Origin of the sequence: uncultured Chitinophaga sp. (assembly GCF_937874145.1) — a bacterium.
Classification (GTDB): domain Bacteria; phylum Bacteroidota; class Bacteroidia; order Chitinophagales; family Chitinophagaceae; genus Chitinophaga.
The window spans coordinates 1-14,939 of the sequence record NZ_CALNBI010000099.1 but is presented as its reverse complement, the minus strand read 5'-3'; the positions used below and the strand labels follow the sequence as shown (position 1 = coordinate 14,939).

General features: G+C 56.9%; 13 protein-coding genes. 5 read left to right on the top strand and 8 right to left on the bottom strand.

The annotated features are described in order from the left end of the window. On the bottom strand, positions 1-1,577 hold a 1,577-nt coding region (locus Q0510_RS04470; RefSeq protein WP_298708641.1), incomplete at its 3' end, for a SusC/RagA family TonB-linked outer membrane protein. 99 nt (positions 1,578-1,676) lie between these two features. After that, complete coding sequence (locus Q0510_RS04465) at positions 1,677-2,645, bottom strand: FecR family protein (RefSeq protein ID WP_298708639.1); 969 nt, start codon at positions 2,643-2,645, stop codon at positions 1,677-1,679. A 120-nt stretch (positions 2,646-2,765) separates the two neighbouring features. Here Q0510_RS04465 and Q0510_RS04460 point away from each other — a divergent pair, with 120 nt between their 5' ends. After that, the gene (locus Q0510_RS04460) at positions 2,766-3,287 is read left to right on the top strand and encodes a sigma-70 family RNA polymerase sigma factor (RefSeq protein WP_298708637.1); all 522 of its coding nucleotides are present in this window, start codon (positions 2,766-2,768) and stop codon (positions 3,285-3,287) included. 81 nt (positions 3,288-3,368) lie between these two features. Here Q0510_RS04460 and Q0510_RS04455 read toward each other — a convergent pair whose 3' ends face one another. From Q0510_RS04455 to Q0510_RS04445, 3 genes are all read right to left on the bottom strand, one after another. Then, entirely contained in the window at positions 3,369-4,298 is a 930-nt protein-coding gene (locus Q0510_RS04455) for an alpha/beta hydrolase (protein WP_298708635.1), read from the bottom strand. A 106-nt stretch (positions 4,299-4,404) separates the two neighbouring features. Then, a complete protein-coding gene (locus Q0510_RS04450) occupies positions 4,405-5,229 on the bottom strand; it encodes a hypothetical protein (RefSeq protein ID WP_298708633.1) in 825 nt (274 codons plus the stop codon). A gap of 126 nt (positions 5,230-5,355) precedes the next feature. Next, the gene (locus Q0510_RS04445; protein WP_298708631.1) at positions 5,356-5,562 is read right to left on the bottom strand and encodes a hypothetical protein; all 207 of its coding nucleotides are present in this window, start codon (positions 5,560-5,562) and stop codon (positions 5,356-5,358) included. Between the two features lie 158 nt (positions 5,563-5,720). Here Q0510_RS04445 and Q0510_RS04440 point away from each other — a divergent pair, with 158 nt between their 5' ends. The 3 genes from Q0510_RS04440 (at position 5,721) to xth (ending at position 8,539) form a co-directional block, all read left to right on the top strand. Beyond that, positions 5,721-6,890: a hypothetical protein gene (locus Q0510_RS04440; RefSeq protein WP_298708629.1), complete on the top strand. Its 1,170-nt coding sequence runs from the start codon at positions 5,721-5,723 to the stop codon at positions 6,888-6,890. A gap of 95 nt (positions 6,891-6,985) precedes the next feature. Then, positions 6,986-7,744 (top strand): DUF72 domain-containing protein, encoded by a 759-nt coding sequence (locus Q0510_RS04435; protein WP_298708627.1) that lies wholly within the window; start codon positions 6,986-6,988, stop codon positions 7,742-7,744. Positions 7,745-7,765: 21 nt separating this feature from the next. Continuing rightward, positions 7,766-8,539, top strand: a complete 774-nt coding sequence (gene xth / locus Q0510_RS04430) for an exodeoxyribonuclease III (protein WP_298708625.1) — start codon at positions 7,766-7,768, stop codon at positions 8,537-8,539. A 6-nt stretch (positions 8,540-8,545) separates the two neighbouring features. Here the strand turns inward: xth and Q0510_RS04425 are convergent, their stop codons facing one another. Then, the gene (locus Q0510_RS04425) at positions 8,546-9,262 is read right to left on the bottom strand and encodes a DUF481 domain-containing protein (protein ID WP_298708623.1); all 717 of its coding nucleotides are present in this window, start codon (positions 9,260-9,262) and stop codon (positions 8,546-8,548) included. A 218-nt stretch (positions 9,263-9,480) separates the two neighbouring features. Here Q0510_RS04425 and Q0510_RS04420 point away from each other — a divergent pair, with 218 nt between their 5' ends. Next, the gene (locus tag Q0510_RS04420; RefSeq protein ID WP_298708621.1) at positions 9,481-10,569 is read left to right on the top strand and encodes a glycoside hydrolase family 43 protein; all 1,089 of its coding nucleotides are present in this window, start codon (positions 9,481-9,483) and stop codon (positions 10,567-10,569) included. Between the two features lie 32 nt (positions 10,570-10,601). On the opposite strand, the gene Q0510_RS04415 is transcribed toward Q0510_RS04420, so the two are convergent. Next, complete coding sequence (locus Q0510_RS04415; protein WP_298708619.1) at positions 10,602-11,744, bottom strand: efflux RND transporter periplasmic adaptor subunit; 1,143 nt, start codon at positions 11,742-11,744, stop codon at positions 10,602-10,604. A 3-nt stretch (positions 11,745-11,747) separates the two neighbouring features. Beyond that, on the bottom strand, positions 11,748-14,939 hold a 3,192-nt coding region (locus tag Q0510_RS04410; RefSeq protein ID WP_298708617.1), incomplete at its 5' end, for a CusA/CzcA family heavy metal efflux RND transporter.

Sequence of the window (14,939 nt, the reverse complement as noted above, 5' to 3'; positions counted from 1 at the left end):
CTGAGGAAGGGATTGATGCGGTAGTCTGTCCCGGAGTTCACCATATCGTCTATCAGCTCGTCCTCGAAATTCTCATTGATGGGCTTCGAGGAATTGAGGGGGCCGGTGGGCCGGTATCCCCAGGCGCTGTAGAGCAGGTTATTCATGGAAGACAGGCTGGGGGCGGAAGGAGTGGTGCCGGTCGTTTTGTTGTTGGTATATGTGATGTTGCCGCCGACTTTCAGCTGGTCGTTGATCTGCTGGTCGAGGCTCACTTTGGCCTGCAGGCGCTTGAATGCGGAATTGATGATGGTGCCCTGCTGGTCGAGGGCCTGGCCGGAAACACTGTAGCGCGTTTTATCCGAACCGCCTCTCATCGAGATGCTGTGGTTCTGCTGCGGCGCGATGCGGTAAAGTTTCCCCTGCCAGTCGATCCCCTGCACGTTGCGGTAATCTTCCAGCGTGGTGCCGTTGGCCAGATACGTTTCGCCCAGGTCGCCCACATTGATTTCCTGTTGGAGCTTCACGAACTCGTAAGCGCTCATCACGGGGATGCGCTGGATATTCTCCATCCAGCCGTAGCGGCCGTTGTAGGAGATGGAAGGCGCGCCGGTTTTGCCCCTTTTGGTGGTGATGATGATCACGCCGTTGGCGCCGCGCGCGCCGTAGATGGCCGTGGCCGATGCATCTTTGAGGATGTCGATGGATTCGATATCGTCGGGGTTGATGAGGTTGTTGTTGGACGTTTCGATCGGGAACCCGTCGATCACGTACAGCGGCGAGTTATCCTGCGTGAGGGAGTTGTTTCCCCGGATGGAAATGATGACGCCCGCGCCCGGCTGCCCTTCCGAGGAAGACACCTGCACCCCGGCCACGCGGCCCGCCAGTGCTTCGTCGAACGAGGAGATGGGAGCTTTGTTCATGTCGTTCACGTTCACGCTGCCCACGGAGCCCGTAAGGTCCGAGCGCTTCTGCGTGCCGTAACCGATGACCACCGTTTCGCTCAGTTCGCTGGCAGACACTTTCATGTTGACATTGAGAATGCCGCGCCCGGCGAGCGCGATCTCCTGGCGGCCATAGCCCAGCAGCGAAAAGATCAGCGTGGCATTGGGCGGAACGCCTTTCAGGTGGTAGAGGCCCTCCGCGTCGGTGGTGGCGCCGAGGCTGCCGCCTTTCAGCCTGACAGACACGCCGGGCATCGGTTCCCCGTTCGATTCATCTACCACCTTACCGGTGAGGTTAAGCGGTTTCTCCTGTGGCGCCGGCGGCTGCACCTTCTCGATCAGCACTTTGCCTTCCATGACTTTATACGCCAGCTGCTGCTGCGCGAGGATCTTTTTAATAACGGTTTCAGCGTTCTCCGCACTGGCGGAATAAGTAACGCGCGCCTGGAAGGCGGGGTCGTTGGACGTATATACGAATACAGTGCCCGCTTCCCGGGTGATGGTTTTCAGCGCTTCCTTCAGCGGCGTATCCTTGAAGTTGACGGTAATTTTCCGGGAAAAGCCGGTCTGCCCCTTGGCGCCTGCCGATATAACCAGCAGCAGCATTATAACGGGCACAGCTATCCATTTGGACGATATCAGATTGTTCCACATAGATTTGATTGTTGCATATTCAGAATAAGAATTCAGGAGGATGGGGCACGCCCATTCGTTCATAACGGCATAAGGAATTTCATTTTTTCAGGTGAAGAATCAGCGGGTGGATGAACAGCCCCTGCCCGAGAGGTACACGGTATCGCCCTCGCGTTTGGCGCGGGTGTTGGTGAGCCGCGTGACCAGCCGCAGGATGGCATCGAGCGAATCGTGTTCGAACTGGCCGTTAAAACGGCACTGGGAAAGATGGTCGCCTTTCAGGACGATTTGCACCCCATATCGCCGCGACAATACCTCCGCCACTTCGGGCAGCGGCGTTTCGTCGAAGATGATGCGCCCTTGCCGCCAGGCGATTTCGTTTTCGGGGTGGCTGACCGTCGCTGACGACAGCATGGCCGACTCCGGCACAAACACCGCCTGCTGCGACGGCAGCAACGTAACGGCGCGTTGGCTCAGCGTGTCCTGCACCGACACTTTGCCTGTCAACACCGTAACCGTCAGCTTTCGGGCGCCCGGGTAAGCGGAAATGTTGAAGGAAGTGCCGAGCACGCGGGTGCTGAGGCCGCCGGAACGGATGATAAAGGGTTTTCCGGCATCGGGGCGAACGTCGAAGAATGCTTCCCCGGACAGGGCGACCGCCCTGTCGCTGCCGGCGAAATCTTTGGCGTAGCGCAGGGTACTGCCCGCGTTCATGATCACTTTGGAACCGTCGGGCAGGGTGATGGTGCCGGTTTTGTTGGCGGGAATAGCGATGTCGACCATTTCAACGGCACGCGGTTTCATTTTTGCCGGCTTGAGGAGGTACCATCCCGCAGCCAGCAAACCTGCAAATACGGCGGCTACCTGCATCCAGCGGGCGCGCCGGGGCCGTACCCGCTCCATGACCCGGCCGGTAAAGACGGCTTTGTCGCCTTCGGGGAACGCGGGCCCATGCTGGCCTGCCAGGAATGCATCCAGCCAGTCTTCCGGCGCATCCTCCAGCCATGCCTCCACCTGCCGGCGCTCTTCGGCCGTAGCATCTCCCTTTACATATTTCTCTAATAGATGATGATCCATTTTCCGTGTCATAGTTCCCCCGAAAGCTTTTTTATTCAATTCTTTGGAGATAACACGTTTTTTTGGCGACTTGCCTATACAGGGTTTCTTTTTTTTAACTATTTATTATTTTTAGGCGATCGAATTCCACAAATGGCACTCATCCGAAACATATCGCAACAACGGTTCAGGCATATCGTGGAGTCCACGGCCGACCGGCTGTATGCCAGTTTGTTTCCCTTGTGCAAAGACAAGGCGATGTGTGAGGATATCATGCAGGAGACCTACATCCGGCTATGGAAAAACCTGGACCAGGTAAAGGACGATGAGGCGGTTTTAGCTTTGTTACGGACGTATGCCCGCAATATTTTCCTGGACGAATTGCGCAAAACCGCCCGCCGGCAGCAGGGGATGCTCCTGCATGTCAGCGAAGAAGAAACGGATTCCACGGAAGATTACCTGCATAACCGCGAATTGAACGCACAGCTGCAGGAAGCCATCAATATGCTGCCGCCGCAACAACAACTTATCTTCCGGCTGCATAAAGAACATGCGCTCAGTTACAAACAGATCTCCGCGCAGATGAAAATCACCACCGGCACCATCGAAGTACAAATGAACAGGGCGCTGAAATCATTGAAAAAGAAATTATCGCATTTGAAAGGCAGGCCCTAAGGAAAGTTGATAGTATATCCCGATAAAAAGCAAAGGGCTGGCCTGGTTTCGAAACCAGGCCAGCCCTTTGCTTTTACGTTGTTAAAATGTAGGAGGAGGGGCATTGAGATCGCCGTCCAGGAAGGTCTTTACCATCGGCATCCACAGGTCGGTATTGACCATCATCCCAATGTGCGTAGTGCCCGGCAGGATGGCCAGCCGCGATTGCGGCAATCCCGTCATATCACCCATTTTACCGCCGCCCTTCGCACGGAACAGCGCTAGCGCATGCTCGTAACGCACACCGTCGGCATCGCCGATCGCCATGAAAATGGGCGCTTTAATTTGCCTGACTTCTTTGCTCCAATCGTAAGGCTTGAGGTCGATGCTGATCACTTTTGAAACATAGGCCGCAAACTGCGTGGAGTCGTTGCCCTGTTTGAGGAATTCCGTTTCGATGGGCGAACCCTTGAACATCTCCGGCGTAAACTGGCTGTACATGGCTTCCACTTCCGGCCACCAGCCGTCGTGCGCATACGTGCCCGACAGCACCACCAGCCTGCGCACCTGTTCGGGATGCCGAACGGCCATCTGGAAAGCAACGCCGCCGCCCATACTGTATCCTAATACATCCGCGCTGTCCACCTTCAGGTGTTTCAGCAAGCCGGACACATCATCGGCCATGCCTTCATAGCTGAATTCGCGGGAAATGTCTTTCGTACGGCCGTGTGCCTGCATTTCGGCAACGATCACTTTCCGGTCTTTCGCCATCTGCGGGATGATGCCGGCCCAGTTCAGCGGGATCGTCATATAGGAACCGTGTATCAATACGATCGGTTTCCCTTCTCCATATACTTCGTAATACATTTTTAGTCCGTTGACATCGGCATAACCGCTGTCGGAAGGTTTCAACGGCGCAGTAACCGAATCGCGGGGCGCCTGGGCATCGTGCTGCCCTTCCGGGGCATTTTGCCTGCAGGCAACTGCTGCCGTCAGGGTAAAGGAGACCATGGCTAAAACAAACTTGTTCATTGTGTGTGGTTTGATGACAACACAAAGCTCGGCAACAAATCCGGTACGGTTGGCGTGCGAATACGACAATGTAAGGGGTTAAAAACGACAATCAACCGGCCATATGCTACCAGCGTTTATTACCGAACGTCCAGGAAACGGACAGGGAAGGACCGTGATACCGCCAGTCTACATCCCCGATCAGCCCGTCGCGCTCACCCTCCATCCGGATGCGGGACCCGGTATAGCCCAGCGCAGCATCCAGTCCTTTGACGATGTTGTAATTAACATGGACGCCGCCGGTGAGGATGTCGCCATGCACATCATCCACCGTGAGCGACATATACGACGCTTCGCCCTGCAGCGACAGCCGCGGCGTAATCGCGTACCCGCCCCAGATGCCCACGTCGGGCAGCGGCGCGGTGACGTCGAAATCATCTTTCAGGTCGTATTCCTGTCCCACGCCGGTCAGCGCGATGCCCATTTCCGTTTTGATGACATGCACGCCGGCCTTGAGCCCCACTTCGTATTGCGCGCCCTGAAAGATGGCGTAACCGTAAGACAGCCGGAAGATATCCGTATTGAAATATGCGTCGGTATTGGCTTGCACGTCGTAAGTGTTCTCACCGAACCGGATCGTTTTCTGTAACTGGTGCCGGGCGCTGCGGTGGAAGCGGTAATAACTGAAATCGAAGCGCGAACGCGCACCTGCGCGCCATTGGGCATTGGCGACAAATGTGTTGATATGCTCGCTGAAACCGAGATCATTCTCGAGGTTCACTTCCGTTCCCAGCAGTTCCGTTTCGCTGAGTTGCACATCCGTGGTATTGAAGGGAAGGAAGAAACCGCCGGTAATCCGGAAAGGTGTTACGAACGGGGGCGCCTGGCGCTGCTGCGTGTAGCCACTGAGCGCGGCGCACAGCAATATGCCGGTAATGAGCAGGTTTTTCATACAGCTATGGTTTGCTTCACCTATGCAAATCAAATAAGCTGCCAAACTCAATGCTGTTGTGATATCGCGCAAACCGGCGCTGCACGGAATGGCGGCGCCGGTTTTCCATATATCAATGGATAAATATCAGATCTTAGGCGTAAAGATTTTCACCACACCGTCGCCTTCGCTGTTTACGATCAGGAGGCTCTTGCCAGCGGGGCTGCTCTTTGCATCCACGAACAAAACGCCTTCCGGCGTAGCCGGCCCGCCCTCGTTGGCGTTCAGGATAAATTCGCTATCCGGCGAGTGATACGGGGTTTTCGATGACGGGGGCTTCAGGATTTTTGACATCGTCTTTCGAACAGGCTGCAAAAGCCATCGTAGCTATTATGAATATGCCCAGTTATATTTTGGCCGGCAGCCGATTTTTTTGTAGATTAAAGTGTTACGACCCCGATAGCATAGTTCCCCTGATCCGCCGTTCACCTTCTTCCGACATCTTTTCAAATATGAAAAACAACGCGACCACCCCACCGCAACCCCAGCATAAACCTGCCGCACCGTTCTTCCCGGGCGCGGGAGCCGCTTTTTTCGGTCCGGCCCCCACATTGGCTCCTGCAGGATTGCTGCAGCGCACACCTGAAGACACGGGCGCCATGCACGAAGGCATCGCGGACGAATACCGCCGCTCGCACGGGCTAACTGAGGGCGATGGGATTTCGGATGCGGAGATCGTGTATCATCTCAGCGATCCGGTTTTCGTCCTGAACCACGAACCGCATACCTCGCGCGCTTATGCAGCCACGGTGAACGCCTGGCCGGCGGAGCGCCCCATCTGGCCCGTGCTGGAATCCGCTTCCGCAAAAATCATCTTCCTGCGATTCGTCCTGCATTTCGACCAGACCAATTGCCGGCCTTACAGCCCCGGGAGCGGGAGCGGAGGCGGCAGCTGCGAAGCCACCGGCGCCGCGCTGGAAACTTTCCGGAACCTCTGCCAGGGCTTCGCCACGCAGATGTACACCCGCTATACCGCCACGGGCCGGATGGACGCCGATACTACAGGGCGACTGGCCAGCATGGGCAGGATAGAAGTAGGCGAGGTGCCCGCCAAATTCCATATGCCCATCCTCATCGCATCTGTTCCCGGCCATGCGTTTAACGCCGTGCAAATTGCGGATGACGCCGCCGATGTGCAATCGTACGTGTTTTTCGAACCGCAGTCCGACCGGGTGTTCATGCCCGACAGCGCGCTCCTGCGTTCGGGGATGTACGCCGGCGCCGGATACTTTGAGCTGAGCCGGTTGGCGGGTTTCAACGAAAGGGGGCAATACAACGAGACCACCACGCAAACGTTCCTGGTCAACGGCAGCGGCACTTTCACGGCCATAACGCTGGATCAGACGCAACGGATTGCCGTGCACCACCTGATGGCCAATTTGTTCATCGTAGACGACCCCGCCACCTGGGCAACACTGCTGAGCAACCGGCCGGGCATCACCTTCGAGACCAACCTCCAGGAAATTATCACCGGCATGCCGGACGCAACGCTGGCGCTGGTTTTCCCTTACCTCAACGGCCGCCGATTCCGCAGGACCGCCGGCGGCGTGATGGAAACGATGGACAGGAGCGTTTACCTGCAGCTCATGAACCGGCCGGATCTGGCGGGGTTACTGCCTTAAACGTATGAGGATTTCACACGACAAACCGTGAAGCGTTGCTGCTGTTTTGTAACGGTATAATGTTTGTGCCATAACGGGTGGAAGAAAAGACCGTTATGAAGGAAAAACAAACAGGACATTACCACGCCGGTACGAGCGGGCTCGTGTTGCCGGTCCCCAACAAACAGGCGTTCCCGCCGGCGTTCCGCGACAAATCCAGGCTGGCGTATTACGCATCGCTGTTCAACAGCATCGAGATCAACCGCTCATTCTACACTGTACCGATGGCCGCCACGGTCAAACGTTGGGCCGAAGACGTACCGCCGGGCTTCACGTTCACATTCAAATTATGGAAAGGCATCACGCACGCCAAAAACATGGCGTACCGGGAAGAAGATGTGTTCCAGTTTATGGAAGTGATCGCGGGAGCGGGGGAGAAGAAGGGTTGCCTGCTCGTGCAGCTGCCGCCTTCGGCGCCGGTGGAGCAAATGGAGAAAACGGTGCGCCTGCTGGAGCTGATCCGCGCGGCGGATGCCGGGGGCGGGTGGAAGATCGCGCTGGAATTGCGGCATGCTTCCTGGTATATCCCCGAAGTTTTCGCGATGGCGGATGAGACCCGGTGCAGCATCGTATTGCACGATATGCCGCGTTCGGCCAACGGGCGCATCGGGCCGGAGGCGCCTTTCATTTACCTCCGGTTCCATGGGCCTGCGGGCGATTACAAAGGCGGCTACGGCGAGGAGCATCTGCGGTTCCGCTGCCGGCAGATCCGGGCGTGGAGGCGGGAAGGGAAAGATGTATTCGTTTATTTCAACAACACTATCGGCGACGCGATCCCCAATCTTATGCGCCTCAACAAGATGGTGGAACGATAGCAAAATCCTTATCTTCGGAACATGAAAATAGCCACCTATAACGTGAACGGCGTCAACGGCCGTTTGCCCGTACTGCTCCGCTGGCTGTATGAAAGCGCCCCCGACCTCGTGTGCCTCCAGGAACTGAAAGCCCCTGAAGAGAAATTCCCCCTCCAGGCCATACAGGACGCGGGTTACCACGCCATCTGGCACGGACAAAAAAGCTGGAACGGTGTGGCCATCCTATCGCGGCACGGGTTACCGGTGGAAGTGACGCGCGTATTGCCGGGGGATCCGGAAGACCTCCACAGCCGCTATATCGAAGCCGAAGTGGAAGGCATCACCCTCGGTTGCCTCTATCTGCCTAACGGCAATCCCGCCCCCGGTCCCAAATTCGATTATAAACTCCGCTGGTTCGAACGCTTTACGCTGCATGCCGCGGAACTATACGCTTCCGGCAAGCCCGTGGTGCTCGCTGGCGATTATAACGTAATCCCCACCGAACGCGATGTGTATAAACCCGAGCGCTGGGTGGACGATGCGCTCTTCCTGCCCGAAACGCGCGCCGCTTTCGAAAAGCTGCTGTCGCAGGGATGGACCGATGCCCTTCGCAAACTGTACCCCGACGAAACCATCTATACCTTCTGGGATTACTTCCGCAATGCCTTCGGCAGGAACGCCGGCTTGCGGATCGACCACTTCCTGCTGAGCCCGGCTGTAGACAAGCGGCTCAAAGGCGCAGGGGTCGACAAATTCGTGCGCGGATGGGAGAAATCCAGCGACCATGCGCCTGTTTGGATCGAGCTCAAACCCTAAACCGGTTCAGAAATACTTCTCGACCGTCAGCCCGTAATTCATGAACAGGTTCTCGCGCTCCGTGCGGTTGATCTTGTTATAGTTCAATGCCGCCGTGATCGCCAGCCAGGAGCGGAGCTTGATGGATAGCGTATTCGTGCTCTTGAGAATGTGATCATCAAAATACCGGAAGGATTGCTGGTAGAAATGCGATCCTTCCAGCACAACGTTTTTCATCATTGTGAATTTGTAATACAGGCGCAGGGAATTCCGGAAAGTATGGTAAACATCCGGGATAGTGTCTTTCAACAACAGGTCATTGCTTTCGAATAATATACCGTTGCTCACGTTGAGCAGCGAATTCGGCCGGCTGATCACGTCATAAGCCGCGCCGGCGCCGCCCTGGAACTGGTCGTTCACCTTGAGCGAGACGCTTTTCAGGTAACTGGTGAGGCCCCAGTAATAGAAGCGGCGGCTGTCGCCGATGTACCGGTTGAAGTTCAGCGAAGCGGACAGGTCGCTGTTGGTGAGGGCCTGGTCCTGCTTTCCGTAGATATATCCCGCATCGGCGTTCAGCACCATTTTCTTTTTACTGATCTTGAATGCAAAGTGGTTGTTGAGCAGGTACGAGGAGCCGTCCTGCGTTTTGTTGACGGAGCCGGTGGAGGCGTATTTGAAATAATAATGCGTAGAATCCGAAAACTGCGCGCCGGCCCGCAAGGCCAGCATCAATCCCCAAATCATCAATCCGAACGTTCTCATGCCCGCCCATGCCGCAATTTGCGTGCCTGTTGGAAATATCCGCGAAGCTTTCATAAATAAAATCCCTTGGGTATATTTGACCGCTGAAATTCCACGCACTTAAACTATTCTTCTCATGAAACGGACCTTCCTGACCTCGCTCGGATGCTTATTGATAGATCGGAAGAGCACACGTCTGAACTTCAGTCATATCGGCTGTCTTGTCTACCACCGGACTATTCGCCCAATCTTCCCAGACCTTTCAAAACCCTTTGCCGGTGGAGTTCGGCGACCCGTACGTGCTCCATGTCAAAGGGGATAAATACTACATGTACGGCACCGGCGGCGCCAAAAACGGGTTTGCCGCCTGGTCCTCCGCCGACCTCGTGCATTGGAAAAACGAAGGCCAGGTGTACTACGCCAGCAACCCCAACGGCTGGAGCGATTCCACCGCTGCCTGGGGCGGCGCATACTGGGCGCCCGAAGTATACGCCCATAACGGTAAATTCTATATGTTTTACAGCGCCCAATGGAAGGAGAACCCCACGAAGGAACTGGAGAATTTCCGTATCGGCGTGGCCGTGGCCGACAAGCCCACCGGCCCCTTCATCGACCTGCAAACCCGCCCCGTTTTCGATCCCGGTTACCCCATCATCGACGCCAACGTGCTGTTCGACACAAACGGCAAGTTGTACCTCTATTATTCCCGCTGCTGCTATAAACACGCCGTGGAAAGCGAGGTTGCCGACTGGGCAAAAAAGAAAGGCTGGTTCGATTTTATCGAAGAAAGCTGGGTGTACGGCGTGGAACTGAAGCCCGACTTCAGCGGCGTTATCGGCGAACCGGTGATGCTGCTGCGCCCGCCCGTTAAGATGGATGACAAACAGGCCGAATGGGAAAGCCGCTCGGTGACCAGCAAGGAAGTGAACCGCCGCTGGACCGAAGGCTCCGTGGCTTTCCGGAAAGGAAACACCTACTACATGATGTATTCCGCCAATTATTTCGGCGGCAAGAACTACGCCGTGGGCTACGCCACTGCCAAAAGCCCGCTCGGCCCCTTCACTAAGGCAAGCAACAACCCCGTGCTGCAAAAGAACGTGGAGCAAGGGGGCGTTGTCACCGGTACCGGGCACAACAGCATCACCTGGTCGCCCGACGGCAGGGAAATGCTCTGCGTATACCACGCCAGGACCACCGCCACGGGCGACCAGCGGGTGGTGTTCATCGACCGGATGAAGATCCTCAAAAACGGTAATCTGGTGGTGGAAGGCCCGAAAACGGCCCCGCAGCCGGTTCCATCGTCCCGGTAACCGCTTTCGGACAGGCATTGGGCCGTATAGCGCTATTCGCCGATGTTTTTCATCTGCATCAGCAAGGTATAGGCACCTTCGGTGACGATCTTCTTGCCGGCCAGATCCGGCGCAGTCACCACCGTCTTACCGCCGCTGGACTGCCCTTTCTCCACCGCGATAATCCGGAAGCTGCGCGCGTCTTCCTGCGCGAACACGTAATCTTTCCCTTCAAAATTGACCATCGCCGCGTCCGGCAGCACGTTTTCCTCGATGTCGCCGAGTTTCACTTCCACGTTCATGTACATGCCCGGCACGAGGGTTTTGTCGTACTTCAGGAAATGACAATGCACTTCGGCGCTGCGGTTTTCGTTCAGGGAATGGCTGATGAGGATGATCTCCGTTTCGTACCGCTGGTCGGGCCGCGCATTGGTATACGCAATGGCAGGCTGGCCGATGGCGAGCTTGCTGAGATCCTTTTCATATACGGTAAGGTTCAGGTGGATGTCTTCCGGGTTCACCAGTTCGAAGATCACGTCGGACGGGGTCACATACTTGCCGATGTTGACGTTCACCTTACTCACATACCCCGTGATGGGAGAGTGGATATTAATGGTGCGGGAAATATTATTCTCCGTGAGCCTTTCCGCCTGGATGCCCAGCAGGCTCAGCTTTGCAGCCAGGGCTTTGCTTTCCACGCTGAGGCTGCGGTATTCGCTTTCGGCCTGCTGCATCACCTTGTCGCTGGCGGCTTTGTTGCGGTTGAGGTCTTTTTGCCGCTCGTATTCCTTTTCCGCGTACCCCAGGCGGTTGCGGGCGGTGAGGTAATCCTGCTGCAGCTGGATGTATTGCGGGTCCTCCATCACGGCCAGCAGCTGGCCCTTCTTCACATGGGTGCCAGGCATCATCCCGGTCGATTTGAGATATCCGCCCAGCGGGATGCTGACCGATACCAGGTTCTGCGGCGGTACATCCACCTGTCCGCTCACTTTCAGCGTGCCGCTGATGCTTTTGCGGGCAACGGCGCCGGTCTGCAGGCGGGTATTGGCCAATTGTTTGCCGGTCAGGGTGACGAGGTCTTCCTGCACGGTGGCTTCCTGATCTTCCGCCGGCGCTTCGGGCTTGCTGCCGCAGCTGGCGAGAATAATGCTGAAGGTGAGGAAGGAAGCGAGATATGCGATATTGCTGATGTTCATGATTTATCGGGCTAAGAGGTAATTCAATTGAATGATGCTGTTGTTCAGGTTGCGTACGGCTTCGAGATATTCGAGCTGCGTGCTGAGGGATTGCTGGTTGAGGACAGTCCATTCGAGGTAGTTGATTTCCCCGCCGGCCAGTTGCCGGTTGAGCGTCCGGGTGATGTCCTGCGCATTCCCGAGGGCGCCTTTCTCGAAATCCGCCACGATGCTCCTGAATTGTTCCACCTGGCTGAGCGCCGCGGCATATTCGGCGCCGAGCGATTGCGCACGCTGGGCCGTTTCGTTCTGCGCCATTGCCAGCGCGGTTCTGGCGGAACGGATGCGGGCCTTCTGCGCACCGGTGAAGAGCGGAATATCCACGCCCAGCTGGAACGACTGGAACCGGTCGGACCGGCCGTATTGCACGCCATCCCGGATGCTGAGGTTGTTATACCCCGCGCTCAGTTCTGGCAGGAGCTTCGATTGCTCCACGCGCACTGCGGCACCGGCTGTCTTTTCCTGCTGTAACTGCCATTTCAGGGCGGGGTGGGCGGAAAGCAGGGTGCTGTCGGGCAGGGGGACCGTTATTTGGATCGATTCCGAAACAGGTTGCCGGAATTCGTCCATGTTCAGCATGAGCATGAACTGCCGCTGCAGCAGCGTCTTTTCCTGTTGCAATTGCTTCAGCAGCACCCGCAGCCGGATCAGCTGGTTTTCCGCGCTGGCTTTCTCCAGGAGATTGCTTTCCCCGGCTTCCAGGCGCAGCCTGGCTACACGCAGGAATGCGCTGTAGCTGGAATCCATGCGGGTCAGCAGCTTTTCCTTTTCTTCCGTCAGCAGCCATTCGTAAAAGATGCCCGTTGTTACTTTCCGGACTTCGGCTTCTTTAAGCTCCACATCCAGCAGGGCCGCTTTCCATTCTTCCTGCAGCTGCCGGCCCTGGCGCGCGTACACGCCCGGGAGGCTGAACCGCTGCATCACGGAAATGCGGTCGTCGGTGAACGGACTGTTGAACTTGCCGTATTCCGCATTCACCGACGTTCCCGGCAAGTTGACGGCCGTGCCGGTCATTTCTTTGGCTTGTTTCGCGCGCAACCGGCGGTTCTGCACCAGCAGGTTGTTGGCCACGGCGCTGTCGGTAGCTTCGCGGAGGCTGATGCTTTCCTGCGCCATACCGGGCAGGGAAGCGCCCAGCAGCAGGAGCACCGTCATCACTTTGCCCGGCTTCACCCGGATGCCTTTTTCGAATGCGATATAGAGGATGGGCAATACAAACAGCGTGAGCAGCGTGGCGATCATGAGCCCGCCGATCACCACCGTTGCCAGCGGGCGTTGCACCGAAGCGCCCGCGCCATTGCTGAGGGCCATGGGCAGGAAGCCGAGGGAGGCCACGAAAGCGGTCATCAGCACAGGCCGGAGGCGCGTCACCGTACCCTGGGTCACGATTTTGCGCAGGTCGGTTTCGCCGGTATTTTTTATGCGGTTGAATTCCGCCACCAGCACGATCCCGTTGAGCACGGCAATTCCGAAGAGGGCGATGAAACCCACGCCAGCGCTGATGCTGAAAGGCATGCCGCGCATCGCCAGGAGGAAGATGCCGCCGATGGCCGACAGCGGGATGGCGGTATAAATAAGTAAACCGTATTTGATAGAATTGAACGCGAAATACAGCAGCAGGAAGATGAGGATCAACGATACCGGCACCGCTACCGACAGCCGGGCCTTGGCTTCGTTGAGGTTCTCGAACGAGCCGCCGTAGCTCACGGTGTAGCCGGTGGGCAGCTTCATGGCGGCAGACACTTTCTGTTGCAACTCGCCAACGATGCTTTCCACATCGCGGCCGCTTACGTTGAACCCGACGAGTATGCGCCTGCGCGTGTCCTCACGCTGGATCTGGCTGGGACTGTCTTTCAGCTCCACTTCGGCCACCTGGTACAACGGTATCTGCGTACCGGCGGGCGTGGGGATGAGCAGTTGCTGCACGTCGCCGATATCGGCGCGCTTGTCTTTCTGCAACCGCACTACCAAATCGAAGCGCTTTTCGCCTTCAAAGACCAGTCCCGCGCTCTGGCCCGCGAATGCGGCGTTCACGTTGCGGTTGATGTCGGAGATATTGAGGCCGTACTGCGCGATGGCGGCACGGTCGTATTTGATAACGATCTGCTGGGTGCCGGTGATCTGCTCCACGTACAATTCGGTGGTACCGTCGACCGAGCGGACGATATTGCCGAGCTGTTTTGCGTACACGCCGAGGGTATCCAGGTCTTCCCCGAAAATCTTGCACACCACATCCTGCCGCGCGCCCGTCATCAGTTCGTTGAAGCGCATTTGCACGGGGAACTGGAAGCTGGTGGTGACGCCCGGCACTTCCGCCGCCGCGGCCCCCATTTTATCCGCCAGTTCATCGAAAGACCGGGCGGAGGTCCATTCCGATTTGGGGCGCAGGTTGATGATCATATCACCCATATCCATCGGCAGGGGCTCGGTGGGCACTTCGCTGCTGCCGATCTTGGTAACGATATTTTTGACTTCCGGGAACCGCCGCTTAAGGATGCCGGCCACTTTCTGGACGTTTTCCATGGTGGTGTGGAGGTTGCTGCCCGAGAGCACCCGCGTTTCCACGGCGAAGTCGCCCTCTTCGATAGACGGGATGAATTCCCCGCCCAGGCGCGTCAACACAAAAACAGCGACAACAAACATCACGACCACGGCTGCCAAGATGGTTTTGGGGACAGCCAGCGCTTTGGTAAGCCAGCCTTTATATCCCGCCTCAATGCGCGACATGACGCGGTCAGACAGGTTGGGCTTCATTTTGATCCTGCGGCTCAGCACCAGGCTGCTCATCATGGGGATGTAGGTCAGCGAGAGGATGAAAGCCCCCAGCAGCGCGAAGGCCACCGTTTGCGCCATGGGTTTGAACATCTTTCCTTCAATCCCTTCCAGGCTGAAGATGGGCAGGTACACGATAAGAATGATGATCTGCCCGAACACGGCGCTGTTCATCATTTTGGAGGACGCGCTTTTCACTTCCTGGTCCATATCACTGCGGCTCAGGATGCCCAGGCCGGTGAATCGCTTGTTGTGGCTCAGCTGGTGCATGACGGCTTCCACGATGATCACGGCTCCATCGACAATCAGTCCGAAATCGAGCGCTCCGAGACTCATCAGGTTACCACTTACGCCAAACATGTTCATCATGATAATGGCAAACAA